Origin of the sequence: Tessaracoccus flavus (assembly GCF_001997295.1) — a bacterium.
Classification (GTDB): domain Bacteria; phylum Actinomycetota; class Actinomycetes; order Propionibacteriales; family Propionibacteriaceae; genus Arachnia; species Arachnia flava.
Genome location: NZ_CP019605.1, coordinates 2,275,783 through 2,299,142, shown reverse-complemented (window position 1 = coordinate 2,299,142; position 23,360 = coordinate 2,275,783). Strand labels below are relative to the sequence as shown.

The 23,360-nt window shown below is 69.1% G+C and carries 23 protein-coding genes; 16 read left to right on the top strand and 7 right to left on the bottom strand.

The window, feature by feature from the left end:
• Positions 1-184: 184 nt before the first annotated feature.
• The 3 genes from RPIT_RS10670 to RPIT_RS10660 are packed head-to-tail and all read right to left on the bottom strand — an operon-like array spanning position 185 to position 3,163.
• Entirely contained in the window at positions 185-1,018 is an 834-nt protein-coding gene (locus tag RPIT_RS10670) for an ABC transporter permease (RefSeq protein ID WP_077343065.1), read from the bottom strand.
• Positions 1,005-1,946, bottom strand: coding sequence for an ABC transporter ATP-binding protein (locus tag RPIT_RS10665; RefSeq protein WP_077343063.1), 942 nt, complete (start codon positions 1,944-1,946; stop codon positions 1,005-1,007). Before RPIT_RS10665 ends, RPIT_RS10670 begins: the two co-directional genes overlap by 14 nt.
• The gene (locus tag RPIT_RS10660) at positions 1,943-3,163 is read right to left on the bottom strand and encodes a LolA family protein (protein WP_077343061.1); all 1,221 of its coding nucleotides are present in this window, start codon (positions 3,161-3,163) and stop codon (positions 1,943-1,945) included. The genes RPIT_RS10665 and RPIT_RS10660 overlap by 4 nt, the downstream gene beginning before the upstream one ends.
• A gap of 93 nt (positions 3,164-3,256) precedes the next feature.
• Between RPIT_RS10660 and RPIT_RS10655 the strand changes: the two genes are divergently transcribed.
• From RPIT_RS10655 to RPIT_RS15035, 16 genes are all read left to right on the top strand, one after another.
• The gene (locus RPIT_RS10655) at positions 3,257-3,910 is read left to right on the top strand and encodes a response regulator transcription factor (protein ID WP_077343059.1); all 654 of its coding nucleotides are present in this window, start codon (positions 3,257-3,259) and stop codon (positions 3,908-3,910) included.
• Positions 3,907-5,250: an ATP-binding protein gene (locus RPIT_RS10650; RefSeq protein WP_077343057.1), complete on the top strand. Its 1,344-nt coding sequence runs from the start codon at positions 3,907-3,909 to the stop codon at positions 5,248-5,250. Before RPIT_RS10655 ends, RPIT_RS10650 begins: the two co-directional genes overlap by 4 nt.
• Before the next feature lie 288 nt (positions 5,251-5,538).
• Entirely contained in the window at positions 5,539-6,945 is a 1,407-nt protein-coding gene (glmU, locus tag RPIT_RS10645) for a bifunctional UDP-N-acetylglucosamine diphosphorylase/glucosamine-1-phosphate N-acetyltransferase GlmU (protein WP_237267876.1), read from the top strand.
• Between the two features lie 37 nt (positions 6,946-6,982).
• A complete protein-coding gene (locus tag RPIT_RS10640; protein WP_237267875.1) occupies positions 6,983-7,924 on the top strand; it encodes a ribose-phosphate diphosphokinase in 942 nt (313 codons plus the stop codon).
• Between the two features lie 89 nt (positions 7,925-8,013).
• A complete protein-coding gene (locus RPIT_RS10635; RefSeq protein WP_077343051.1) occupies positions 8,014-8,853 on the top strand; it encodes a siderophore-interacting protein in 840 nt (279 codons plus the stop codon).
• 210 nt (positions 8,854-9,063) lie between these two features.
• Entirely contained in the window at positions 9,064-9,696 is a 633-nt protein-coding gene (locus RPIT_RS10630) for a 50S ribosomal protein L25/general stress protein Ctc (protein WP_077343049.1), read from the top strand.
• Positions 9,693-10,277 carry an aminoacyl-tRNA hydrolase gene (gene pth / locus RPIT_RS10625; protein WP_077343047.1) on the top strand — a complete coding sequence of 195 codons (585 nt, stop codon included), beginning with the start codon at positions 9,693-9,695 and terminating at the stop codon, positions 10,275-10,277. Before RPIT_RS10630 ends, pth begins: the two co-directional genes overlap by 4 nt.
• A 61-nt stretch (positions 10,278-10,338) precedes the next feature.
• The gene (gene mfd, locus RPIT_RS10620) at positions 10,339-13,866 is read left to right on the top strand and encodes a transcription-repair coupling factor (RefSeq protein WP_077343045.1); all 3,528 of its coding nucleotides are present in this window, start codon (positions 10,339-10,341) and stop codon (positions 13,864-13,866) included.
• Positions 13,867-13,958: 92 nt separating this feature from the next.
• Positions 13,959-14,453 carry a hypothetical protein gene (locus RPIT_RS10615; protein ID WP_077343043.1) on the top strand — a complete coding sequence of 165 codons (495 nt, stop codon included), beginning with the start codon at positions 13,959-13,961 and terminating at the stop codon, positions 14,451-14,453.
• A complete protein-coding gene (locus RPIT_RS10610; RefSeq protein WP_077343041.1) occupies positions 14,450-15,082 on the top strand; it encodes a nucleoside triphosphate pyrophosphohydrolase in 633 nt (210 codons plus the stop codon). The genes RPIT_RS10615 and RPIT_RS10610 overlap by 4 nt, the downstream gene beginning before the upstream one ends.
• Before the next feature lie 89 nt (positions 15,083-15,171).
• Positions 15,172-16,452 (top strand): phosphopyruvate hydratase, encoded by a 1,281-nt coding sequence (gene eno / locus RPIT_RS10605; protein WP_077343039.1) that lies wholly within the window; start codon positions 15,172-15,174, stop codon positions 16,450-16,452.
• Positions 16,453-16,625: 173 nt separating this feature from the next.
• Positions 16,626-17,117: an FtsB family cell division protein gene (locus RPIT_RS10600; protein ID WP_077343037.1), complete on the top strand. Its 492-nt coding sequence runs from the start codon at positions 16,626-16,628 to the stop codon at positions 17,115-17,117.
• Complete coding sequence (locus tag RPIT_RS10595; protein ID WP_077344305.1) at positions 17,114-17,611, top strand: DUF501 domain-containing protein; 498 nt, start codon at positions 17,114-17,116, stop codon at positions 17,609-17,611. Before RPIT_RS10600 ends, RPIT_RS10595 begins: the two co-directional genes overlap by 4 nt.
• Complete coding sequence (locus tag RPIT_RS10590; RefSeq protein ID WP_077343035.1) at positions 17,608-18,522, top strand: Ppx/GppA phosphatase family protein; 915 nt, start codon at positions 17,608-17,610, stop codon at positions 18,520-18,522. The genes RPIT_RS10595 and RPIT_RS10590 overlap by 4 nt, the downstream gene beginning before the upstream one ends.
• Complete coding sequence (locus tag RPIT_RS15040; protein ID WP_143028187.1) at positions 18,519-19,526, top strand: NAD(P)H-dependent flavin oxidoreductase; 1,008 nt, start codon at positions 18,519-18,521, stop codon at positions 19,524-19,526. The genes RPIT_RS10590 and RPIT_RS15040 overlap by 4 nt, the downstream gene beginning before the upstream one ends.
• On the top strand, positions 19,523-20,185 hold the full coding sequence (locus RPIT_RS15035) for a DNA alkylation repair protein (protein ID WP_143028188.1): 663 nt from the start codon (positions 19,523-19,525) through the stop codon (positions 20,183-20,185). The genes RPIT_RS15040 and RPIT_RS15035 overlap by 4 nt, the downstream gene beginning before the upstream one ends.
• 6 nt (positions 20,186-20,191) lie before the next feature.
• Here the strand turns inward: RPIT_RS15035 and RPIT_RS10575 are convergent, their stop codons facing one another.
• The 4 genes from RPIT_RS10575 to RPIT_RS10555 all read right to left on the bottom strand — a co-directional run bounded on the left by RPIT_RS10575 (position 20,192) and on the right by RPIT_RS10555 (position 23,353).
• Positions 20,192-20,674, bottom strand: coding sequence for a CPBP family intramembrane glutamic endopeptidase (locus tag RPIT_RS10575; protein ID WP_162274542.1), 483 nt, complete (start codon positions 20,672-20,674; stop codon positions 20,192-20,194).
• Positions 20,617-20,928: a DUF932 domain-containing protein gene (locus RPIT_RS10570; RefSeq protein ID WP_237267828.1), complete on the bottom strand. Its 312-nt coding sequence runs from the start codon at positions 20,926-20,928 to the stop codon at positions 20,617-20,619. Before RPIT_RS10570 ends, RPIT_RS10575 begins: the two co-directional genes overlap by 58 nt.
• Before the next feature lie 67 nt (positions 20,929-20,995).
• The gene (locus RPIT_RS10565; protein WP_143028189.1) at positions 20,996-21,463 is read right to left on the bottom strand and encodes a hypothetical protein; all 468 of its coding nucleotides are present in this window, start codon (positions 21,461-21,463) and stop codon (positions 20,996-20,998) included.
• A 372-nt stretch (positions 21,464-21,835) separates the two neighbouring features.
• Positions 21,836-23,353, bottom strand: a complete 1,518-nt coding sequence (locus RPIT_RS10555) for a flotillin family protein (protein WP_077343022.1) — start codon at positions 23,351-23,353, stop codon at positions 21,836-21,838.
• Positions 23,354-23,360: the final 7 nt, after the last annotated feature.

Sequence of the window (23,360 nt, the reverse complement as noted above, 5' to 3'; positions counted from 1 at the left end):
AGGGGCGTCGATGGTGATCGTCGGCGAGTTCCGATCAGCGTTGGCGTTCCAGTGAAACCGTTGGCGTTCCGGTCTGTGCGTTGGCGTTCCAATGGAACGGTTGGCGTTGCGGTCTCTTCGTTGGCGTTGCGGTCTCTTCGTTGGCGTTGCGGTCAGTGCGCGAGCGCATCAAGCGAACGTACGGTCAGGCGGTGACGTCGGCCGTCTTGAAACGGCCCCAGGCGAGGGAGGCGAAGATCGCCACCCAGCCCAGCTGGACCAGCAGGCCTGACCCGAGGACGCCCCAGTCGATCTCGAGACGGAGGAACTCGGCGAAGTCGAACCAGTGATGCGTGAGCAGGTACGGATGGATCGTTGAGAGTTGAGGCAGCGTGTCCAGCACCGACGAGACCACGGCGACGACGGTCGTCGCGGCCATCGCCCCGACCGGCACCTCCGTCAGGGTTGAGAAGAACAGCCCGACGGCGACCAGACCCGTCAGCGAGAGGGCCACGTACGCCGCGACGCCCAGCATCCGGGCCACGCCCGCGCCGAGGGACACCGTGGTGCCGGACAGCAACGTCATCTCCGAGAACCCAAAGAAGGCTCCGCCAGCGGCGAGGGCGACGACGGTGATCACCAGGACTGCGGCCAGCGCGAACGATAGCGACACGAGCGCCTTGGCGACCAGGAGCCGCGTCCGCGCCACGGGGACCGTCAGCACGTAGCGGAGCGTCCCGGCCTGCGCCTCGCCGGAGATGGCGTCGCCCGCCGTGATGCCGATGGTGAGCGGCAGCAGGAACGGCAGACACATGAACAGCGCGGCGATGACGAGGAAAAGCCCGTTGCCGGTCACCCGGTCGATGAAGCCCGGGCCCTGCCCGCTCATGCCCGAGTTACTGGCAACGAACAAGACGACGGCCAGCAGGAGCGGCACCAAAGCCAGACCCGCCAACAGGGCGAGGGTGCGCCGTCGGCCGAACAGGAGTCTGAGATCGCTGCGCACCAAGCGCCAGAACGAGCCCCTAGCGCGCGACATCGAAGCCCTCCCCGGTCAGTTCCACGAACAACTGCTCCAGGCTGCGCCGTCGGACCTCCAGCCCGTCCACAGCGACACCGGCGTGCACGAGAGCTGCGGCAACCTGCGACGGCGCAGTGGCACCGAGGGAGGCGCTCAGGTGGGTGCCCTCCGCGGTGATGGGTTCGAGCCCTAGCCCGCGGAGCACCTCCGCGGCCGTGGTCACGTGGTCGAGGCCGGTGGTAACCACCAGCGTGGCGGCGTCGTCGGCGACCAGAGCGGCGCGCTCCGACTGGGCCAACAACCGGCCCTGGCTCATGATCCCGATGTGGGTGCAGACCTGCTCGATCTCCGCCAGGAGGTGAGAGGAGACCAACACCGTGGCACCCTCGGCCGCCAGTTCGCGGATGAGATGGCGCACCTCGCGGGTCCCCTGGGGGTCCAGCCCGTTGGTCGGCTCGTCCAGCACCAGCAGATCGCGCGGCCTCAGCAGCGCCGCAGCGAGGCCCAGCCGCTGCTTCATGCCGAGCGAGTACTGGCGGTAGGGCTTGCGCGCGGCGGCGGTCAGCCCGACCCGTTCGAGGGCCTCACCGATCCGTCGGGGCGAGGAGCTCCGGGAAGCCGTCGAGTCGCAGGCATCGAGCCGAGCCAGGTTGGCGCGGCCGCTCAGGTAGGGATGGAAGGCGGGCCCCTCGACCAGCGCCCCCACCCGGGGGAGCACCTCAAGGGCGTCGCCCGGCATGGGCTGGCCGAGCAGGCGTGCGCTGCCGGCGGTGGGCGAGACGAGCCCCAGCAGCATGCGGATGGTGGTGGTCTTCCCCGACCCGTTGGGGCCGAGGAAGCCGTAGACGGCACCGTGTGGGACCGCCAGGTCGACGCCGTCGACCGCCACCTGCCCGGAGCGGAAACGCTTGGTCAGCCCCGAGGTCTCGATGGCGGGGGCGCTCACGCCATCGCGCGCAGCGTGTCGGCGGGCACAGCACCCACCAGGACGCGGCCGTCGTCGGTCATCAGGATGCTGAGCAGCGTCGAGCTGAGCAGGCGTCCCTCAGGAACCTCCGTGGTGAGCTGCTCGAACAGCGCCGCGTTGTCCAGACCCATGCCGCCGGAGTGGTCCGGGGTGAACTCGTCCATCAGGTCCTGGGCCTCGTCCGATCCGACGAGGCGGTCGGGCATCCCGGACATGGTGCCGGGATCGGACGACACCAGCTCGGCCATGTCCATGCCCTGGAACTCGACGACGGTTGCCCACCCCTCACCGGTGACGGTCGGCTTCTGGTGCTCCGTGCCCTCGTGGGCAGGCATTTCGCCGTCCTCGTCGGGCAGCGGAACGACGACGTCGCGTTCCGTGGCCCCGGCGGGCGGGGAGAACTCGAAGACCGACTCGTTCGGCATCTGGAAGGAGACGTCGGTGAAGGAGATCTCGACGGCGGGCGCGGTCTGGTCCTGGGTGCTCCAGGTCTGCACGCGCAGAGGGATCATCGTCTCGCCATCGACGGCAACGACGACGCGCTCCACAAGCGTCGCGTCGGTGTCCGGGGCCACGACGACCTGGTACACGTCCCGGCCCGCGATGGTGGTCTGCGTGTCGATGCTGATGGAGCTGGACTCCTCGGCCTTCGCGAGAGCTTCCGCCGCGGCTTCCTGCGGGGTGGGTAGCTCCGCCTTGCGCGCAAGGGCTTCGGCCCGCGCCTTCTCGCTCATCGCCTCGAGGCGCGCCCGGTCAGCGTCGCTGACGCTGTAGTGCACGGCCTCGTCGTCGGAGCTGGAGTAGGTCCACACGTCCGCCCCGTCGGCGACGACCGAGTACTCGGACACGGCGCCCAGCAGGGCGACGCGGGAGCGCTGCTCACCGTCGGTCCACACCTTGAGGGTGGAGCTGCCGCCGAGCAGCGACATCGGGTCGGCACCGGTCGCCTCCGTGAAGAGGAGGTCGGGCAGGCCGAGGCGGGCGGTGTGCACAACGGTGCCGGACATCGGCTGCGGCTCTGCCTCGAGCACTCGTGCGACGAGCTCCTCGGCGGAGATGTCGGGCAGATCGTTGGATTCGCCCACGGCCAGCAGGGGCTGGGCCGCGAGCGAGGCGACGACGGCGCCCGCTACGACGATGGGCACCGCCCAGGGGGAGCGGAGCGGGGAACGGCGGTCAGCCTTGGATTCGGTCATGCTGCCACGATAGGCGGCGCTCGCTGAGAGGGCGCTGATAGCCAGGCCCGTGGCCCCCGGGCGCTCTCGGTGAGTGGATGACATGATGAAGCTGTGCGTGTGCTGGTGGTCGACGATGAGCGCAGCCTGACGCGCGTCCTGCAGCGGGGGCTGGCCGCCGAGGGCTTCGCCGTCGACGTCGCGCATGACGGCGACTCCGGGCTCACCCTGGCCACGCACGGCGACTACGACGCCATCGTGCTCGACATCATGTTGCCGCGGCTCAACGGCTACGCCGTGACCGCGGAACTGCGCAAGCGCGGCGTCTGGACGCCGGTGCTGATGCTGAGCGCGAAGGACGGAGAATACGACGTTGCCGACGCGCTCGATCTCGGCGCCGACGACTACCTCACCAAACCCTTCTCCTTCGTCGTCCTCGTGGCGAGGCTGCGGGCACTGGTCCGGCGGCCGTCGGGCGCCCGGCCCGCCGTCCTCGAGGTGGGTTCGGTCACGCTGGATCCGTCGACTCGCACCGTGACGCTCGACGGCGCCCCGGTCGAGCTGACCACCCGCGAGGTGGCGCTTCTGGAGTACCTCATGCGGCACTCCGACCGCGTGGTCGGGAAGGTGGAACTCCGCGACCACGTCTGGGAGGGCACCGGAGAGGACCTCAACGTGGTCGAGGTCTACGTGGGGTATCTGAGGCGCAAGCTGGGTCGAGACGTCATCGCCACCGTCCGGGGCGCCGGGTACCGGGCCGTCGGATGAGCGGGCCTAGACGCTGGGGCGGCCTGTCGCTGCGGCTTCGTCTCACCCTGCTGACAGCCGGCCTGTTGGCCGTGGGCCTGACGCTGGGAGCCGTCGCGTTGACCGCCGTCGTCTCCTCCAGCCGCGTCGCCGAGCTGGATCGGGCAGCGACCGCGCGGGTGGAGACCATCGCCCGGCTGGCGTCCGAGGACCGGCTCCCCGACCCGCTTCCGGTCACCCAGCCGGGGGAGATCGCGCAGGTCCTGGACGCCGGCGGCCTGGTGGTGTCGAGCTCCGCGACGGCCAGCCGCACTTTGCCGGTGCTCGGTGCCGACGACGCGGCGCTCGCCGCTGAACGGCCCGGGATCACCCTTCCCACGGCCTACGACGACCGCGCCCGCGTCGTGGCCGGCTCGACGACCTGGCGAGGTGAGCCAGTGACGATCGTGGTCGCGCTGCCCCTGCGCGATGTCGAAGGCGTGCTGCGAGCCCTGCGCGTCTCGCTCGTCGGTGTGGTGCCCACGCTGACCCTCGCGCTGGCAGGCGTGATCTGGCTCGCGCTGGGCCGGGCACTGCGGCCGGTCGAGGAGCTCCGGGTGGCCGCGGCGCGCGTGGCGAGCGAGGGCGGGCCAGGCGCGCTGCCAGTCCCTGACGCCGACGACGAGCTGGCCGCGCTCGCCCGCACGCTCAACGAGATGCTCGACCGGCTGGATCGGGCGGCGTCCCGGCAACGCAGGTTTGTGGAGGACGCGGCGCACGAGCTCCGGTCGCCGCTGTCGTCGCTCAGGGCGAGCGTGGAGGTGGCCCGCTCGCACCCGGAGGCGTTCCCCACGGGGGAGTTGGCGGCCGAACTGGCACCGGAGGTGCTGCGGATGCAGGCGCTCGTCGATGATCTCCTGCTGTTGGCCCGGGTCGGGGCCACCGGCGGTCGTCGTCGGCCGACCAACCTGCGTGACGTGGCGGAGCAGGTGGCCGCGACGCGGAGGGCCGGCGTAGCGGTCGACGTGACGGGGGAGGGCGAGGCGACGGTCGACGGGCCGGCCGTGGAGCGGGTCGTGCGCAACCTCGTGGACAACGCTGTGCGGCACGCCGGTTCCCGCGTGCGGATCACGGTGGCGGGAGCCCGGGTCGTGGTCGAGGACGACGGCGCGGGCATCGCGCCCGAGGATCGGGAGAGGGTCTTCGAGCGGTTCGTCCGCCTCGATGAGGCGCGTCAGCGGGAAGCCGGGGGCAGCGGCCTCGGGCTCGCCATCGCGCGGGAGATCGCCCGCGACAACGGCGGCGACGTGGTCTTGGGCGATTCGGATCTGGGAGGCCTCCGGGCGGAGCTGAAGCTCGCTGGTCCGTTGGATGGGACGTGATGGAGAGCACGCACCAGTCTCCTCGACAGATCGCTTGGCCCTGAGAAAACGTACCTCGACAGCGGTATACGCCACGGCACGTCGTTTCTTCAGGACGAACGGAAGCGCGAGGGGCGATGGTGAAGCCGTTGGGTGGGCGCGTCTGGGGCCCGACTGATAGTTTGGCCTCGGATGCGCGCAGCTGCCCGGGCGTGCATCGGCCCGAAGGAGAGACTCCCTTTGTCCACTGACAACGAACTCGCGCCAGTCGCCGCCGTCGTCGTTCTCGCCGCAGGCGGCGGGACCCGCATGAAGTCCAAGAAGTCCAAGCTCCTGCACGAAGTGGCAGGTAAGCCGATGCTCGCGTACGCGGTCTCCGCCGCCGCAGCACTCAACCCCGAGCACCTCGTCGTGGTCGTCGGCCACCAGCGGGAGGAGGTGACGTCGCACTTGGAGAAACTGTCGGAGTCCGTCACCACCGCGGTGCAGGACGAACAGCTCGGCACAGGCCACGCCGTCAGCTGCGGCCTGGCCGACCTCGGCGAGCTGGAGGGCGACGTCGTGGTCACCTACGCCGACGTGCCGATGCTCAACGGCGACACCTTGCGCCAGCTCGTGGCCGTACACCGCGCCCACCACAACTCCGCGACGGTGCTCACCGCGAGCGTCGAGGATCCCACCGGCTACGGCCGCATCCTCCGCGACGGCGAGACGGTGACCGGCATCGTCGAACACCGGGACGCGACCGAGGACCAGCGCGCCATCACCGAGATCAACTCCGGCATCTACGTGTTCCGCGCAGAGACGCTGCGTGAGGGGCTGGCCTCGCTCAGCACCGACAACTCCCAGGGCGAGCAGTACCTCACCGACGTCGTGCACTTCGCCCACGGCCGCGCGGAGCGGGTGGGGGCCCACCTGCTCGACGACGTGTGGCAGACCGAGGGAGTCAACGACCGCGTCCAGCTCGCGCGCATCAACGCGGAGATGAACCGCCGCATCCGAGACGCCTGGATGCTCAAGGGGGTGACGATGATCGACCCATCCTCCACCTGGATCGACGTCGACGTCGACCTCGCCCCCGACGTCGTCCTCCATCCGGGGGTCATCCTCCAGGGAGCGACGACGATCGGCGAGGGCGCGATCATCGGCCCCGACACCACCCTCATGGACGTCGAGGTGGGGCCCGGCGCAGAGGTCGTGCGCACCCACGGCTCGTTCGCCGTCATCGGGGAGGGCGCGACGGTCGGCCCCTTCACGTACCTGCGTCCCGGCACCATCCTTGGCAAGGGCGGCAAGATCGGCGGCTTCGTCGAGACCAAGAACGCCGTCATCGCCGATGGGGCGAAGGTGCCGCACCTCAGCTATGTCGGCGACGCCTTCGTGGACGAGGGCGCCAACATCGGCGCGGGCACGATCTTCGCCAACTACGACGGCGTGCACAAGTCGAGCACGCACGTCGGCAAGAACGCCTTCGTCGGGTCGAACTCGGTGCTCGTCGCGCCGGTCGACATCGCGCCAGGGGCCTTCGTGGCCGCCGGCTCCACCATCACCGACGACGTGCCAGCGGGGGGCTTGGCGGTCGCGCGCGGACGTCAGCGCAACATCGAAGGCTGGGTCGAGAACCGGCGCCCAGACTCCAAGGCTGCGTCCGCGGCCGCCGAGCACGACGGGGAAATCCACCCGGCCGTGAACGAATCACGACAGAAGAAGGCCTGAATTCGTGTCCCAGATCGCGAAGAACGACAAGCACCTCATGCTCTTCAGCGGGCGCGCATTCCCTGAGCTCGCCCAAGAGGTCGCCACCCTGATGGGGGAGGAGCTCGTACCCACCCGCGCGCTCACGTATGCCAACTCCGAGATCTACGTGCGGTTCGAGGAGTCGGTGCGCGGCTGCGACGCCTTCGTCATCCAGTCCCACACCGCTCCGGTGAACGAGTGGATCATGGAACAGCTCATCATGGTCGACGCGCTCAAGCGTGCTTCCGCCAAGCGCATCACGGTCGTCGCCCCGTTCTACCCGTACGCCAGGCAGGACAAGAAGCACCTGGGACGCGAGCCGATCTCCGCTCGCCTCGTGGCCGATCTCTACAAGGCGGCCGGCGCCGACCGCATCATGTCGGTGGACCTGCACGCATCGCAGATCCAGGGGTTCTTCGACGGGCCGGTCGACCACCTGTGGGGGCTGCCGGTCCTCTCCGACTACGTCAAGGAGAAGTACGACACCTCCGAGATGGCCATCGTGTCGCCCGACGCCGGCCGAGTGCGGCTGGCGGACCTCTGGACCGACTACCTCGGCTGCCCGCTCGCCATCATCCACAAGCGGCGCGACGCCAACAAAGCCAACACGGTCGAAGTCCATGAGGTGGTCGGTGACGTGCAGGGCAAGACCTGCCTGCTGGTCGACGACATGATCGACACGGCCGGCACCATCGTCCAGGCGGCGGCGGCGCTCCGCGAGCGCGGGGCGGCCCGCGTCATCTGCGCGGCGACGCACGCGGTCTTCTCCGGTCCCGCGGCCGAGCGGCTCAACGCGTCGGACATGGAGGAGATCATCGTCACCAACACGCTGCCGATCAAGACACCCGAGCCGGTGCAGAACCTCACCGTGTTGTCGATCGCCCCCCTCATCGCCAAGGCCATCAACGCCGTGTTCCTCGACGGTTCAGTGACGTCGCTCTTCGGAGGACACTCCTGACCTTGCCGCGGCCGTGAGACACGGCTCCGTCCGATTGAAGGCGATTACGATAGCTTTAGATTTCCTAATTGCCGGACGGTAGGAGTGTCATGTCCCAACGCACGCGACCGCTGCGACGCGCGGTGGTGGTCCGAACGGAGCGTGTGGCGCCCGAAATGGTCCGACTGACCCTCCACTCGGACCAGATGCGCGGGCACGAACTCCCGTTCTGCGACCACTACGTGAAGTTTCTGTTCCCTCCGGCGGGGGCTCCGTACGACCGGCCGTTCGACCCGGAGACGGTCCGCGATCAGTTCCCTCCCGAGCATTGGCCGGTGACGCGTACGTACACGATCCGTTCGGCGGATCCCGCGACGGGGGAGTTCGTCGTCGACGTCGTTCTCCACGGCGACGCCGGCCTGGCCGGCCCCTGGGCGGCGCAGGCGCAGCCGGGAGACGAGATCGGCTTCCACGGTCCCGGAGGCGCCTGGGCACCCAGCGATCACGCGCACTACGTCTTCGCTGGCGATGAGGCGGCTGCGCCCGCCATCTGTCGGGGGGTCGAGTTGCTCCCTGGCGGAGCGACCGCCACCGTCTATCTCGAGATCGCCGACGAGCGCGGACGATTCCCGGTGCCGCAGCGCGAAGGCGTGACGGTGCGCTGGGTGCTGCGGGACGGGGCGGCCTACGGACAGGCCCTGGCCAGCGTTGTGCGCGCCGGCGGGGCGCCCGACGGCGCCGGCTGGTTCGTGCATGGTGTGGCGGAGATGGTCAAGGACGTGCGTCACTTCCTCTTCGTCGAACAAGGCGTTCCGCGCTCCGACGTGTCCATCTCCGGCTACTGGAGGACCGGGATGACGGAAGACGGATGGCGCCAGACCAAGCGTGACTTCGTGGCCGAGATGGAGACTGCCGAGATCGCGGACCTGGCCACTGCGGCACGCCACTAGCCGGCTCGTCGGGCCACGGATCCCCGCCCTCTCTGTCTGTTCGCCGGGTGTCGGCCCGGAGAGTGGACGCGACTGGGGCGGGTTGGTCCGCGGAGCCAGCTGGGGTAAGCTTCGATGGCTGCCTGGCGAGGGACCGCGACGTCCGTTATCGACTAGCTCCTCCTCGCTCGGCGCCCGCACGCCGAGTTTTTTTGTACCGAGGAGAGTTTCATGGCAGACATCAACATCACCGCCACCACCCGCACCGAGTTCGGCAAGGGCGCGGCCCGTCGGCTGCGCCGCGCCGGCCAGACCCCGGCCGTGCTCTACGGCCACGGCACCGAGCCGATGCACCTCGCCCTGCCGGCGCAGGAGGCCTTCCTGGCTCTGCGTCAGCCCAACGTGCTGCTGCACCTCAAGGTCGAGGGCGAGAGCAAGCCGATCCTGGCCCTCCCGAAGCAGGTCCAGCGCGACCCGATCCTCCCGGCCATCGATCACATCGACCTCCTCATCGTCCGCGCGGGCGAGAAGGTGACCGTCGACGTGCCGCTGCACATCACGGGCGAGGTCGAGCGGGGCAACCTCGTCAACATCGATCTGAACAACCTCACCGTGCTGGCGCCCGCCACCAACATCCCGACCGAGTTCGAGGTGTCGATCGAGGGCCTCACCGCCGGAGACCACATCACCGTGGCCGACATCAAGCTGCTCGAGGGCGTCGAGGCCGCCGTCGACGGCGAGCACCTCGTGCTGAACGTCGTCGTCGCGCCCACGCAGGACCTGGAGTCCTCCGACGAGGAGTCGGCTGAGGACGTCGAGGCGATCCACGGTGACGAGGCTGAGGGCGACGACGCGGACGAGTGAGCGAACTCACCTACCTCGTCGTCGGGCTCGGCAACCCGGGCCTGACCTACGACGCCACCCGGCACAACGTCGGTTTCTGGGCCGTAGCGGACCTCGCGGACCGCTACGGCTCCGGCTTTTCCCTCAACACCCGGCAACGAGCCGAGATCGCGACCGTGGTCCTGCCTGGTGCCGCGCCTGCGAAGCTCGTCCTCGCCAAGCCCACGACGTACATGAACGAGTCGGGCGCCGCCGTGCGGGCGGTGGCGGCCTTCCACAAGATCCCTGTCGAGCGCGTCATCGCCATCCACGACGAGCTTGATCTCGATCCGGGTCAGCTGCGCGTGAAGCTGGGCGGGGGCGACAACGGGCACAACGGCCTGAAATCGATGCGCGCCCACCTCGGCAGCGGCGACTTCTACCGGGTTCGGGTGGGGATCGGGCGCCCCGCCGGCCGTCAGCCCGCGGCCGACTACGTGTTGGCGAAACTCAAGCCTGCGGACCTCGACGCCATGCGGGTGGACGCAGCCGTGGCGGCCGACGCCGTCGAGTCGCTGGTTCGTGAGGGTCTCACGTCCACGCAGAACCGCTTCAACAACTGAGCCCCCGCTGCGGCCGTCGCGCCGGCCGCCCGACCGTCACCCGGGCGCCGCCCGGCAGTCGATGGCTGCGGGCTGCGCCGCCACTGCATGGAAAGATAGAACAGTGAAGTACCCCGGGTTGCTCCCGCTCCTCGAAGCCGACAAGGCACTGTCCGCCACGCTGGCGGACTCCCGGCGCTCAGGGGTCACGACGCTCGACGTCACCTCCGTGCCCGCCTTCTTCCCTCTCATCACGGCCGCCCTGGCGGAGGAATCCGGCCGCATGGTGCTGCTGGTCACCTCGACGTACCGGGAGGCTGAGCAGCTCACGGCGGAACTCTCCGGCCTACTGGGCGAGGACCAGGTTGCCTACTACCCAGCCTGGGAAACGCTGCCGCACGAGCGGTTGTCGCCGCGGGCCGACACGGTGGGACGTCGGTTGGCCGTCCTGCGGCGCATAGCGGGCGCTGCGGATGAGCCGGCACCCCAGGTGATCGTCGCTCCCGTGCGCTCCGTCCTCCAGCCGCAGGTCAAAGGCCTGGCGGACATGGTGCCGGTGCGCATCGAGGTGGGTCGGGAATACCCGCTGGAGGACCTGCTCAGGGATCTCGTGGGCGCCGCCTACAACCGGGTCGACCTCGTCGAGCGCCGCGGCGAGTTCGCGGTCCGTGGCGGCATCGTCGACATCTTCCCGCCCACGGCCGAACACCCCGTCCGCATCGACTTCTTCGGCGACGAGGTCGATGAGATCCGGCACTTCACCGTCGCAGATCAGCGCTCGACCGGCGAGCAGGCCGACTGGGTCGTCGCGCCCCCCTGCCGCGAGCTGCTCCTCACCGATTCAGTGCGTGCCCGAGCCAGGCAGATCGCCGCGGCGCATCCCGAGCTGGCCGACATGCTGAGCCGGGTGGCGGAAGGTCATGCCGTCGAGGGGATGGAGGCGCTGACCCCGGCGCTGGTCGACGGGCTCGAATTGCTCGTCGACGTGCTGCCGAAGGGCTCCCTGGTCCTGGCGTCGTCGCCCGAGCTGATCCGTGCGCGAGCGGCAGAGCTCGCTCAGACCAGCCAGGAGTTCCTGGAGGCCAGCTGGGCCGCGGCGGCCGGCGGTGGCACTTCGCCCATCGATCTCGGAGAATCGGCTTACTGGAGCCTGGGTGACGTGCGTCAGCACGCCCTGGCGATCGGTCACGGCTGGTGGTCCCTGTCGCCGTTCGCCGCCGACGACGACGCCGCAGCGATCGATCCCGACGCGCCCCACTCCCGCACTCTCAAGGTGTCGGGCTCGGAGTCGTTCCGCGGCGACATGCAGGCCGTCACCAGGCACATCTCCGCGCGGTTGGCCGACGGCTGGCGCATCGTCCTGTGCGTCGAAGGTCGGGGGCTGGCTGCGCGGATGGTCGAGGTGCTGGGTGAGGCCGATATCCCGGCTGCCGTCGACGACCTGTCCGAGGCGCCGCAGCCGGGGAGGGTGTCGATCATCCTCACGACGCTTCGTCAGGGCTGGCGCGCGGAGGCGGCCAAGGTCGAGGTCATCACCGAGACCGAACTCACCGGCCAGGTGGCCACCGATCGCACCGAGCGGAAGCTCCCCGCCCGCCGCAAGGCCACCATCCAGCCGCTGGAGCTCAAGTCGGGCGACCCCGTGGTCCACGAGCAGCACGGCGTCGGACGCTTCGTCGAGCTCGTCACCCGAGAAGTGCAGGGCGCCACGCGCGACTACCTCGTCGTCGAGTACGCCCCGAGCAAACGGGGGCATCCGGGCGATCGCCTCTACGTTCCGATGGACCAGCTCGACCAGTTGAGCCGCTACGTAGGCGCCGAGGCTCCGGCGCTCGACAAGATGGGCGGGGCCGACTGGACCAAGCGCAAGGCGAAGGCCCGCAAGGCGGTGCGCGAGATCTCCAGCGAGCTGATCAAGCTGTACGCCGCGCGGATGGCCACCAAGGGCCACTCGTTCGCGCCGGACACCGTCTGGCAGCGCGAGTTGGAGGATGCCTTCAGCTACGTGGAGACCCCCGACCAGCTCTCCGCCATCACCGAGGTCAAGGCCGACATGGAGAATCTCGTGCCGATGGACCGCCTCATCTGCGGCGACGTCGGCTACGGCAAGACCGAGATCGCGGTGCGGGCCGCGTTCAAGGCGGTGCAGGACGGCAAACAGGTGGCGGTGCTCGTCCCGACGACCCTGCTCGTCACGCAGCACTACCAGACCTTCGCCGCGCGATTCGCGGGCTTCCCCGTGCACCTGGCGCAGCTCTCGCGCTTCCAGACGGATGCGGAGGCCAAGAAGATCATCGAGGGGTTGGCCGCCGGCAAGATCGACGTCGTCATCGGGACCCACCGCCTCCTCAGCAAGGAGACCCAGTTCAAGGATCTGGGGCTGGTGGTGATCGACGAGGAGCAGCGCTTCGGCGTCGAGCACAAGGAACGGCTGAAGTCCATGCGGCTGAACGTCGATGTGCTGTCGATGTCGGCGACGCCGATTCCGCGGACGCTCGAGATCGCCATCACCGGCATCCGCGAGATGAGCGTCATCGCCACCCCGCCGGAGGAGCGCCACCCGGTCCTCACCTTCGCCGGCCCCTACGACAACGCCCAGGTCAAGGCCGCGATCCGACGCGAGCTGGCGCGGGAGGGCCAGGTGTTCTTCGTCCACAACCGCGTCGGCACCATCGAGAAGACGGCGGCGCAGCTGCGCGAGCTCGTCCCTGAGGCGCGCATCGTCACTGCGCATGGCCAGATGAGTGAGAAGCGGCTGGAGCAGGTGATGCTCGACTTCTGGGAGCGACGCGCAGACGTCCTCGTCTCGACCACCATCGTCGAGTCGGGCCTGAACATCCAGTCGGCCAACACCCTCATCATCGACAGCGCCGACAAGATGGGCCTCTCGCAACTGCACCAGCTGAGGGGACGGGTGGGCCGGTCGAGAGAGCGTGGCTACGCCTACTTCCTCTACCCGCCGGACAAGCCCCTCACCGAGGCGTCCCACGAGCGACTGGCGACGATGGCCGCCAACACCGACCTCGGCTCGGGCATGGCCATCGCGATGCGGGACCTCGAACTGCGGGGCGCCGGGAACCTGCTGGGCGAGGACCAGTCGGGACACATCGAGGGGGTCGGGTTCGACATGTACCTGCGGATGGTCGGCGAGGCCGTCGCGAACTACCGCGGCGACGACACCGAACCTGAGCCGCAGATGCGGATCGAGCTGCCCATCGAGGCGCACATCCCCGACGATTACATCCCGTCGGAGCGGCTGAGGCTGGAGATGTACAAGCAGATCGCGGAGATCCGGACGGAGGCCGACATCGCAGCGGTCCTGGCTGAGCTCACCGACCGTTACGGGGAGCCGCCCGCATCGGTCGAGTCGCTCCTCGGGGTCGCCACGCTGCGGATGCTGGCGCGCGAACACGGCATCCAGGAGATCGTGCCGCAGGGCAAGGTGGTGCGGCTGGCACCCGTCTCGCTGCCGGAGTCGAAACAGCTGCGGCTGCAGCGCCTCTACCCTGGGTCCACGGTGAAGACCTCGGTCGAGCAGATCCTCGTCCCCAAGCCCGACGGCGACTACCTGCGCTGGGCCACCACCCTGCTGACCCAGCTCTTCGCCTGAGAGGGGCCACCTGCCACGCAGGGCCAGCAGCCGTGTGGGGTAGTCTGGCCCGGGCGCGACAAGCGCCATCACGAGCCAAGATGAGGACACCCATGAAGCTGACGCGTCTCGTTCCGCTGGTCGCCGCTGCGGCCCTGTTCGCCGCCTGCAGCCCCACAGCGGGCACCGCGCTGGTCGTCGATGGCGCGAGCTACTCCGAAAGCGACATCGACCGCACGGTGCAGGGTTGCGCCGACGCGATGGGAGTCACGCCGCAGGACATCGTCCGGCCCGCCGTCGTCCAGTCTCTCCTGCTCGGAGGGGTGTTCGACCGTCTCGCCGACGAGTACGGACACCTCTCAACCGAGACCATCGACGAGGTGGCCGCGCAAGGCGAGTTCGCCAGCATGATGCAGAGCCAGGACTGCCTGCCGCTGATCAGGGCGTCGGTCAAGACGTCGCTGCTCCAGCAGGTCGACTTCGAGGCGGTCCAGACCGCTGCCCGCCAGGCGGACGTGCAGTTGAACCCCCGCTACGGGAAGTGGATCCCTGAGGATCCGGCGCTGATGGACGTGAGCCCCTCGCTGTCGGTCCCCGCCGGTCAATGACCGAGCTGGAGCGCCTGCGCGGCGTCATGGCGGAACTACGGGTCAAGTGCCCGTGGGACGCCAAGCAAACCCATCGGTCGCTCCTCAACCACCTCATCGAGGAGGCGTGCGAGGTGGTCGACGCGGTCGAGGCCGGGGACGACACCGAGCTCATCGAGGAACTCGGCGACCTGCTGCTCCAGGTCTATTTCCATGCTCGGATCGCCGAGGACGAGGGTCGGTTCACGCTTGACGACGTCGCCCGGGGAATCTCGGACAAGCTGGTGCGCCGACACCCCCACGTGTTCGCCGACGAGGACGTCCCGCACGACATGTGGCAGTCGTGGGAGGAACGCAAGCGCGAGGAGAAGGGACGCACCTCCGCGCTGGAGGGGATCGCGCAATCGCTCAGCGTCATCGGGCGGGCCCACAAGGTGGTGTCGCGGTCGCGGACGCACGGCGTCGACGTCGGGCTCCCGGGCGACGCCATCACCGAGGCGGAGGTCGGGCAGCAGATCATCGCGCTCGTGGCACGGGCGCAGGCCCACGGAATCGACGCTGACGCCGCAGCCCGCCACGCACTCCGCGACCTGGAGGGCCGGATCGCCGCAGCGGAGGGCCATCCCGACGTCGCTCGCCAGGTTCCCTGAGGAACTTCCTTAATACGTCCCAACTGCGCGATCCCCGCTCGGGGTAGCTACGCTGGGCAAGCAAGAAACACACTCCTGAAAGGGATTTCATGGCATCCATCGAATTCATCCAGGCTCGCGAGATCCTTGATTCTCGAGGCAACCCGACCATCGAGGTCGAGGTTGAGCTTGAGTCCGGTGCGACCGGTCGCGCCGCCGTTCCGTCGGGTGCTTCCACCGGCGCCTTCGAGGCTGCGGAGCTTCGCGACGGTGACAAGGGCCGCTTCGGCGGCAAGGGCGTTCTCACGGCAGTCCAGAACGCCACGGAGGTCATCGGCGAGGAGATCCTCGGCCTCGACGCCTCCGAGCAGCGCATCGTCGACCTCGCCATGATCGAGCTCGACGGCACCGACAACAAGTCGAAGCTCGGCGCCAACGCCATTCTCGGCGTCTCCCTCGCTGTTGCGCACGCCGCAGCTGAGGAGGCCGGCCTGCCGCTGTACAAGTACGTCGGCGGCCCGAACGCCCATATCCTGCCCGTCCCCATGATGAACATCCTCAACGGCGGCTCGCATGCCGACTCCAACGTTGACATCCAGGAGTTCATGATCGCCCCGATCGGCGCCGAGAGCTTCGCTCAGGCCGTCGAGATGGGCGCCGGCGTCTACCACGCCCTCAAGGCTGTCCTCAAGGAGAAGGGCCTCAACACCGGTCTGGGCGATGAGGGCGGCTTCGCGCCGAACCTCGACTCGAACCGCGCAGCGCTCGACCTCATCATGGAGGCCATCCGCAAGGCCGGCTACGAGCCCGGCTCCGACGTTGCACTGGCGCTCGACGTCGCAGCGTCCGAGTTCTTCAACGACGGCGGCTACGAGTTCGAAGGCGCCACCAAGACCGCCGAAGAGATGGTCGACTACTACGCCGAGCTCGTCGACGCCTACCCGATGGTCTCCATCGAGGACCCGCTGAACGAAGAGGACTGGGACGGCTGGAAGCTCATGACCGACCGCCTCGGCGACATGGTCCAGATCGTCGGCGACGACCTGTTCGTCACCAACGTGACCCGGCTGCAGAAGGGCATCGACACCAAGACCGCCAACGCGCTGCTGGTCAAGGTCAACCAGATCGGCTCCCTCTCGGAGACGATCGACGCCGTCGACCTCGCCCACCGCAACGGCTTCAAGACCATGATGTCGCACCGCTCCGGCGAGACCGAGGATGTCACGATCGCCGACCTCGCCGTCGCGCTTGGCTGTGGCCAGATCAAGTCGGGCGCGCCCGCCCGCACCGACCGCGTCGCCAAGTACAACCAGCTCCTGCGCATCGAGGACGACCTGGACGAGGCGGCGGTTTACGCCGGCCGTTCGGCCTTCCCGCGTTTCAAGGGCTGAGCTGACCGACGCAGTGGGGCACACTGGTAGGCGTGCCTCAGACACCTCGGAATAAGCCGACAAGCAGTGGTCCGGGCCGCGGTTCTCCGCGGACCCGGACCTCTGCGCGTCCGGGGGAGCGCACAGCGCGTCCCCGCGTCGCTCCGCTCAAGCAGCAGGAAGTCGACCAGGCGATGGACCCGAAGCCGGCCCAGCCGCCGCGCGCTCAGCGGGCGCGGACCGCGACCTGGCGCCTGGCGGTGCTGCTCGTCGTCATCGCAGGGATCACCATCGTGCTGGCCAACTCGCTGCGCGTCTACTTCGCGCAGGCGCAGGAGATCGCGGCGGTGAAGGCCGACATAGCCGCCACGCAAGAGCAGATCGCAGATCTCGAGGACCGGCTCAACCGCTGGGAGGATCCCGCCTACGTCCGCTCGGTCGCCCGGGTCCGGCTCGGCTGGGTGATGCCCGGCGAGGTCGGCTACCGGGTGCTCGGCGTCGACGGGCAGCCGCTCGAAGGGCCGTCCATCGAGACGGCGCTGGATGTCGAAGTGCCCGGACTGTGGTGGGAGAAGATGTGGGGCTCCGTGCGGGTGGCCGACGCCCCCGTCGAGGAGGAACCCGCCGACACCATGCCGGACCCCGAACGCACCATCCAGCCCCCCAACCCCGACGAGGAGGACTGATGTCGAAGCCCACCGAGGCCGACCTTGCGGCCGTCGAGGCACAACTGGGGCGCGAGCCCCGTGGGGTTGAGGAGGTGGCGTGGCGCTGCCCCTGCGGCAAGCCCGGCGTCGTGAAGACCGCCCCGAGGCTGCCCAACGGCACCCCGTTCCCCACCACGTACTACCTCACCTGTCAGCGCGCGACCTCGGGCTGCTCGACGCTCGAGGCCTCGGGCCTGATGACCGAGATGTCGGAGCGGCTCACGCAGGACGAGGAACTCGCCGCCAGGTACCGGGCGGCGCATGAGGCCTACCTGGCCGACCGTGCCGAACTCGGCCATGTCGAGGAGATCGACGGCATCAGCGCCGGCGGGATGCCGACCCGCGTGAAGTGCCTCCACGTGCTGGTCGGGCATTCGCTCGCGGCCGGCCCCGGCGTCAACCCCCTCGGTGACGAGGCGTTGGAGAAGCTCGGCGAGTTCTGGGCCACCCCGTGCCTCGGGGAGGCCGAGTGAGCGCCGTCGCCGCGGTCGACTGCGGCACCAACTCCATCCGCCTCCTGATCATCGAGGAGACCCCCGACGGCATCGTCGAGCACACCCGGCAGACGCGGCTCGCCCGCCTCGGGCAGGGCGTCGACGCGACGGGGGAGTTCCACCCCGAAGCGCTCGAGCGTGCCAACGTCATCTTCGACGAGTATGCGGGCTTCATCCGTCAATACGGCGCCGACCGGGTGCGGTTCGTCGCCACCTCTGCCGCCCGCGACGTGAGCAACCGCGACGTCTTCGAGCGCAACGTCGAGGAGCGCCTCGGCGTGCCCGTCGACGTCATCTCGGGCGACGAGGAGGCGGCGCTGTCGGCCGGGGGTGTCCTGAGCGGTGTTGAAGCGCCCACCCCGGTGCTGGTGTTCGACATCGGCGGCGGCTCGACCGAGCTCATCGTCATCGAGGAGGACCGGCGCATCGTCTCGGCCACGAGCCTCGACATCGGTGCGGTGCGGGTCAAGGAGCGCTTCCTCACCACCGATCCCGCCACCGACGACGAGATCGCCGCGGCCCGCGCGTACGTCGGCGACCTCCTCGATCGGGCCGGCGTCGACTTCGCCTCCATCAGGACCGCCATCGGCGTGGCCGGCACCGTCACCTCCATGGCCGCCTCCGTGCTCGGCCTCCAGCAGTACGAGCGCCGGGCCGTCCACCGGACCGTGCTCAGCCGCGAGGACATCAAGCGCTCCAACGCCCGCTGGCTGCGGCAAACGGCGGCCGAGACCGCCACGGAGCCCTGCATGCACCCGCTCCGGGCGTCCGTGCTCGGCGCCGGCTCGCTCATCATGGACGAGATCTCCGCCCGCGTGCCGGGCGGTTCCGTGCTCGTAAGCGAAAGCGACATCCTCGACGGCATCGCACGGGGGTTGCTGGAGCGATGAGCCTCCCGATCCTCCAGGCGCCCATGGCCGGGGTCCAAGGTGTCGCCCTCGCCCTCGCGGTGGGGCGGGCCGGCGGCATCGGGTCGCTGCCCGCTGCCATGATGAGCAGCGAGCCGCTGGTCGCGTCGCTGCGGCAACTGGATGCGGCGAAGGCTGCGTACAACGTCAACTTCTTCGCCCACACCCCCCGCGAACCGGACGAACGCCTCCAGCGCTGGGCCGACTCGCTCGCCGCCTACCGCGAGGAGTTCGGGGTGCGAGAGGTGGCGTCGATGGGCTCCGAGCGGCGCCCCTTCGGCGAGGAGGCGCTGGCGGCGGTGACCACCGCGTCGCCCACCATCGTGAGCTTCCACTTCGGGCTGCCGGCCAAGCCCCTGCTCGCTGAGCTCAAGCGCCGGCTGCCCGACACGTTCATCGCCAGCACCGCCACGACCGTCGACGAGGCACGGTGGCTCGAGGAGAACGGCGCCCAGATGGTCGTCGCCCAGGGATGGGAGGCCGGCGGGCATCGCGGGCACTTCCTGTCCGACGACCTGTCGCTGCACCTGCCCACCCGCGAGTTGGTCGCGGCCATCCGCGCCGCCGTCAGGCTCCCGGTGATCGCCGCGGGCGGCATCACCACGCCCGCACAGGTCCGGGCGGCACTTGCGGCGGGCGCCAGCGCGGTCCAGTGCGGCACGGCCTTCCTCCTCGCCGACGAGGCCGCCACCCCAGACCTGCACCGCACCGCGATCGAGCAGCCCCACGAGACGGTCGTCACCACCGTCATGACCGGGCGCCCCGCGCGCGGCATCCCCAACCGGCTGATCCGCGACCTGGGGGAGACCCCGGACGATCTTCCCGGCTACCCGCACACCGCAGGCCCGCTGGCCCCGCTCCGCGCAGCCGCCGAGGCGAGGGGACGTACCGACTTCACGCCGCTCTGGTGCGGCGCCAACACCGACTCAGTCCGGCGCGGAGCCGCCGAGGACATCGTCGCCCGACTGATGGGAGAGAAGATTTGAGCACCACCGACGACATCCTGGCCGAGCTCGCCTCGCTGGAGGACCCGAAGATGCGCGCGGTCAACGAGCGGCATGGAGACGACCACGGCGTGAACCTCACCAAGATGAGGGCGATCGCCAAGCGCCTGAAAACCGACCCGGAGCTGGCCGTTGAGCTCTGGGCGACCGACGACACCGCGGCCCGCCTCCTGGCCATCCTGATCTCGCGGCCGCGTCAGTACTCGGCCGACGACCTCGACTCCATGCTCCGCGAAGCCCGCGCACCTAAGGTGCACGGCTGGCTGGTGAACTACATCGTCAAGAAGAGCCCGCACGCCGAGGAACTGCGGCAGCGGTGGTTCACCGACGCCGACCCCGTCGTCGCATCGGCCGGCTGGGCGCTCACCACCGAGCGCGTCGTCAAGAAGCCCGGGGGGCTGGACCTGGTGGCGTTGCTCGACCAGATTGAGGCCGAGATGAAGGGTGCACCCGACCGCCTGCAGTGGGCGATGAACGAGACCCTTGCCAACATCGGCATCCACCATCCCGAGCACCGCGAGCGGGCGCTGGCCATCGGCGAGCGCCTCGAGGTACTGAAGGACTACCCCACGCCGCCGAACTGCACGTCCCCCTTCGCGCCCATCTGGATCAATGAGATGGTCCGCCGCCGGGAATCCTGAGGAGTCCTACCCTGCGGATTGTCGCTGGTTCTTCGGGGCGGTGACCAGTCGCACCATGGCCGCGGCGCACAGGGCGAGGCCGATCGTGATCCACGCAGCCGGGCCCATCTCCCACCCCAGTAGTTGCGCCCCGACGAGGCCGACGTGAATGCCACCGTGGATGCCGACCGCACCCCAGACCGTGTCGGTGCGCAGCCGCTCCACTCCCGCCCAGAAGCCCATGCCCAGCGGAAGGGCGAGGTACAGGAACAACTCGCTCGCGGACTGCTGGCCGCCGGAGGAGACCAGATGCAGGAGGGTGAAGAAGACAGTCGTAGCGGCCAGGACCAGCACGGGACGCTCGCGGTACCCGCGGAAGGCGAAGCCACGGAACCACCACTCCTCGTGGATCCCCTGCAACAGGAAGGCGCGGCCGATGCCCGCGATGAGGATCAGGAACAGCGGGAGGCCTGCAGTGTCACCCGCGTCTCCACGCCCCGCGTGCGCCACAGGCCGCGCAGCGCGTCGCGCTTGTTCTCTGCCAGCGTCTGGGCGCGCTTGCTGTCGGAGTCGGTGGCGCTCCACGCGGTGAGGAACTTCTCGAACCGGGCATCAGAGACCGGTTCTGCGATCAGTTCGCGCACCTGCGCGGCGAACGCATCGCCCGCACCGAGGATGAGCTGCAGCGCGTGCCGCACATCCGCGAGACGGCCCAGCGACTTGGAGCTGTGGCGCACCTTGATCGAGTTCTTGAACGAACCCAACGCCACACTCAGCGTGTTGTCGCACACCACAACCTGCGTGCCAACACCGTAAGTGCTCCAAGCCGACTCAATCAGGAGCTAGCGGGATCCCCAGCGCTTCACTCAAGGCATCATCGATCGTGCGGAAACTATGGAGCCCCCAAGTTCCTACCGGCGAAACCGGTTCCTGGATTTCATTTCCTTGCTCGTCGTAGAACCGGCCAAACGAACTCCGGAAACAGTGCCGTTCAAGACGTTCCCCGTCAGCAAACCCAACGTTGCCGAGGGTACGGAAGTACTTCAAGGTCCACGGCTTGAGGTTGGTCATGATGGGGGAAACGAGCAGGTTCGTGACCTGCAGCACTTCACGCTGATCAAATTCCCACTGAGGTGAAACCGGATGGAACAGGTAGACCAAGGGCGCGTCCGGTGCGCCCTTGCCCAGCGGTTTCGCCTCCGTGCTCACCACTCGACCAGGACAGCGATAGCCACCGATCCGGATCTCGAAGACATCACCGGTCTTCGGCCGCGACCACTTTCCCTCGAACTTCTCCATATTGACGCTCATCGAAGGAATCCATTCCTGCTAGTGAGCCACTCTTCGCCCCAGTCTACGGCGTCACGATAGTACGAGTGCGCTGGACTGATCGAGCGTCGAGCGTACCGGTGCGGGGGAACCGACATCCAGTCGGCGAGGGCGGGGATCAGGAGGGGCAGCAACGGGGCCAACGCGCAGAGCAACATCCCGAGGGCCGCGACGAGGCAGCGTAGGAGAGTTCGGGGGATGATCGGCCGGTAGTCGATGGTCGGGGGCATGACGACTCCTCCTTCTCGGCTTTCCACCCTTTCACGGCTCCGGGTCAGGTGGTCGCTGGGGAGGAAGCGACGGAGGGCCGGCCCGATATGGGCCGGCCCTCCGTCGGTTAGGTCACTCTGAAGCGGGGGCTTCCTTGATGACGGTGGGATCCCCGGCGGTCTTGTTGGCCACCTTGTCGAGGACTGCGCCCAGGTCGAAGCCGGTGGTGTCCTTCACCATCTGCAGGGTCTGCAGCATGTTGTTGGCAACCGTCTTCGGGAGGGCTGACGCACCCTCGGTGGAGACCACCGTCAGCGTGTCGATGTTGCCCAGCGGCGCGGAGACCTTCTCGGCCATCTGCGGCAGGATCTCGATGAGCATCTGCAGCACTGCGGCGTCGTTGTAGTGCGCGAACGCCTCGGCGCGCTTGTCCATCGCCTCGGCTTCGGCCTGGCCGACGGCGAGCACCGCGGCTGCCTTCGCCTCACCCTCGGCCCGGACGGCCTCGGCCTCGGCGATACGGCGGGCCTTCTCGGCTTCACCGCGCTTGGCACCCTCGATGGCCTCGGCCTCTGCCAGGGCCGAACGGCGCGACTGCTCGCCGACACCGGTGAGTCGGGCCTTCTCAGCCTCGGCCTCGGCGTTGGCGATCGAGGCGGCCTTGCGGGCCTCCGCCTCGAAGATCGCGGCGTTGCGCTGTGCCTCGGCGGCGGTCTCGACGCGGTACCGCTCGGCGTCTGCCGGGCGACGAACCTCGGTGTCGAGCTGGCGTTCCTTCAGCGCGGCCTGGGCGACTGCCACCTTCTCCTGCTCGAGGAGCACGGCCTGGTCGCGGTCTGCCTGGGCCAGCGGGCCGGCGGCGGCCGCGGTGGCGCGGGCGGCGTCGGTCTCGGACTGGATCTCGGCCTGCTTCAGCACCAGTTCGCGCTTGGAGATCGCGATCTCCTGCTCGGCGGCGATCTGAGCCTGCTCGGCCTCACGGCGGGCCTCGGCCTCGGCGACGGCGGCCATGCGGCCCAGCTTGGCCGACTCGGGGCGGCCGAGGTCGGACAAGTAGGTGCCGTCGTCGGTGATGTCCTGGATCTGGAAGGTGTCGAGTACCAGGCCCTGGCCCGTGAGGGAGGACTCGGACTCGTCGGTGACGCGCTGGGCGAACGCTGCGCGGTCGCGGATGATCTGCTCAACCGTCAGCGAGCCGACGATCGAGCGGAGCGATCCGGCGAGGGTCTCCTGCGTGAACGTCTCGATCTCCTCCTGTTGGGAGAGGAAGCGCTGCGCGGCGGCGCGGATGGAATCCTCGTTGCCGCCCACCTTGACGATGGCCACGCCGTCGACGTTGAGCTTGATGCCCTGGCCGGAGACGGCGTTGCGGATGGTCACCATGATGCGGCGCGACGACAGGTCGAGCACGTGGAGGCGCTGGATGAACGGGATGACGAACACGCCGCCGCCCATGACGACCTTCTGGCCCGACAGGTCGGTGGACACCAGCCCGGTCTCGGGGTTGCGGACCTCACGGCCCTTACGGCCGGTGATGATGAACGCCTCGTTGGGCTTTGCGACCTTGTAGCGGCTCGCGATGAGCAGGCCCACGAGGAGGAGTAGGACGACGAGGCCGATGATCGCCGTCACGACGGGGCTGAATGGCATGGAGCGC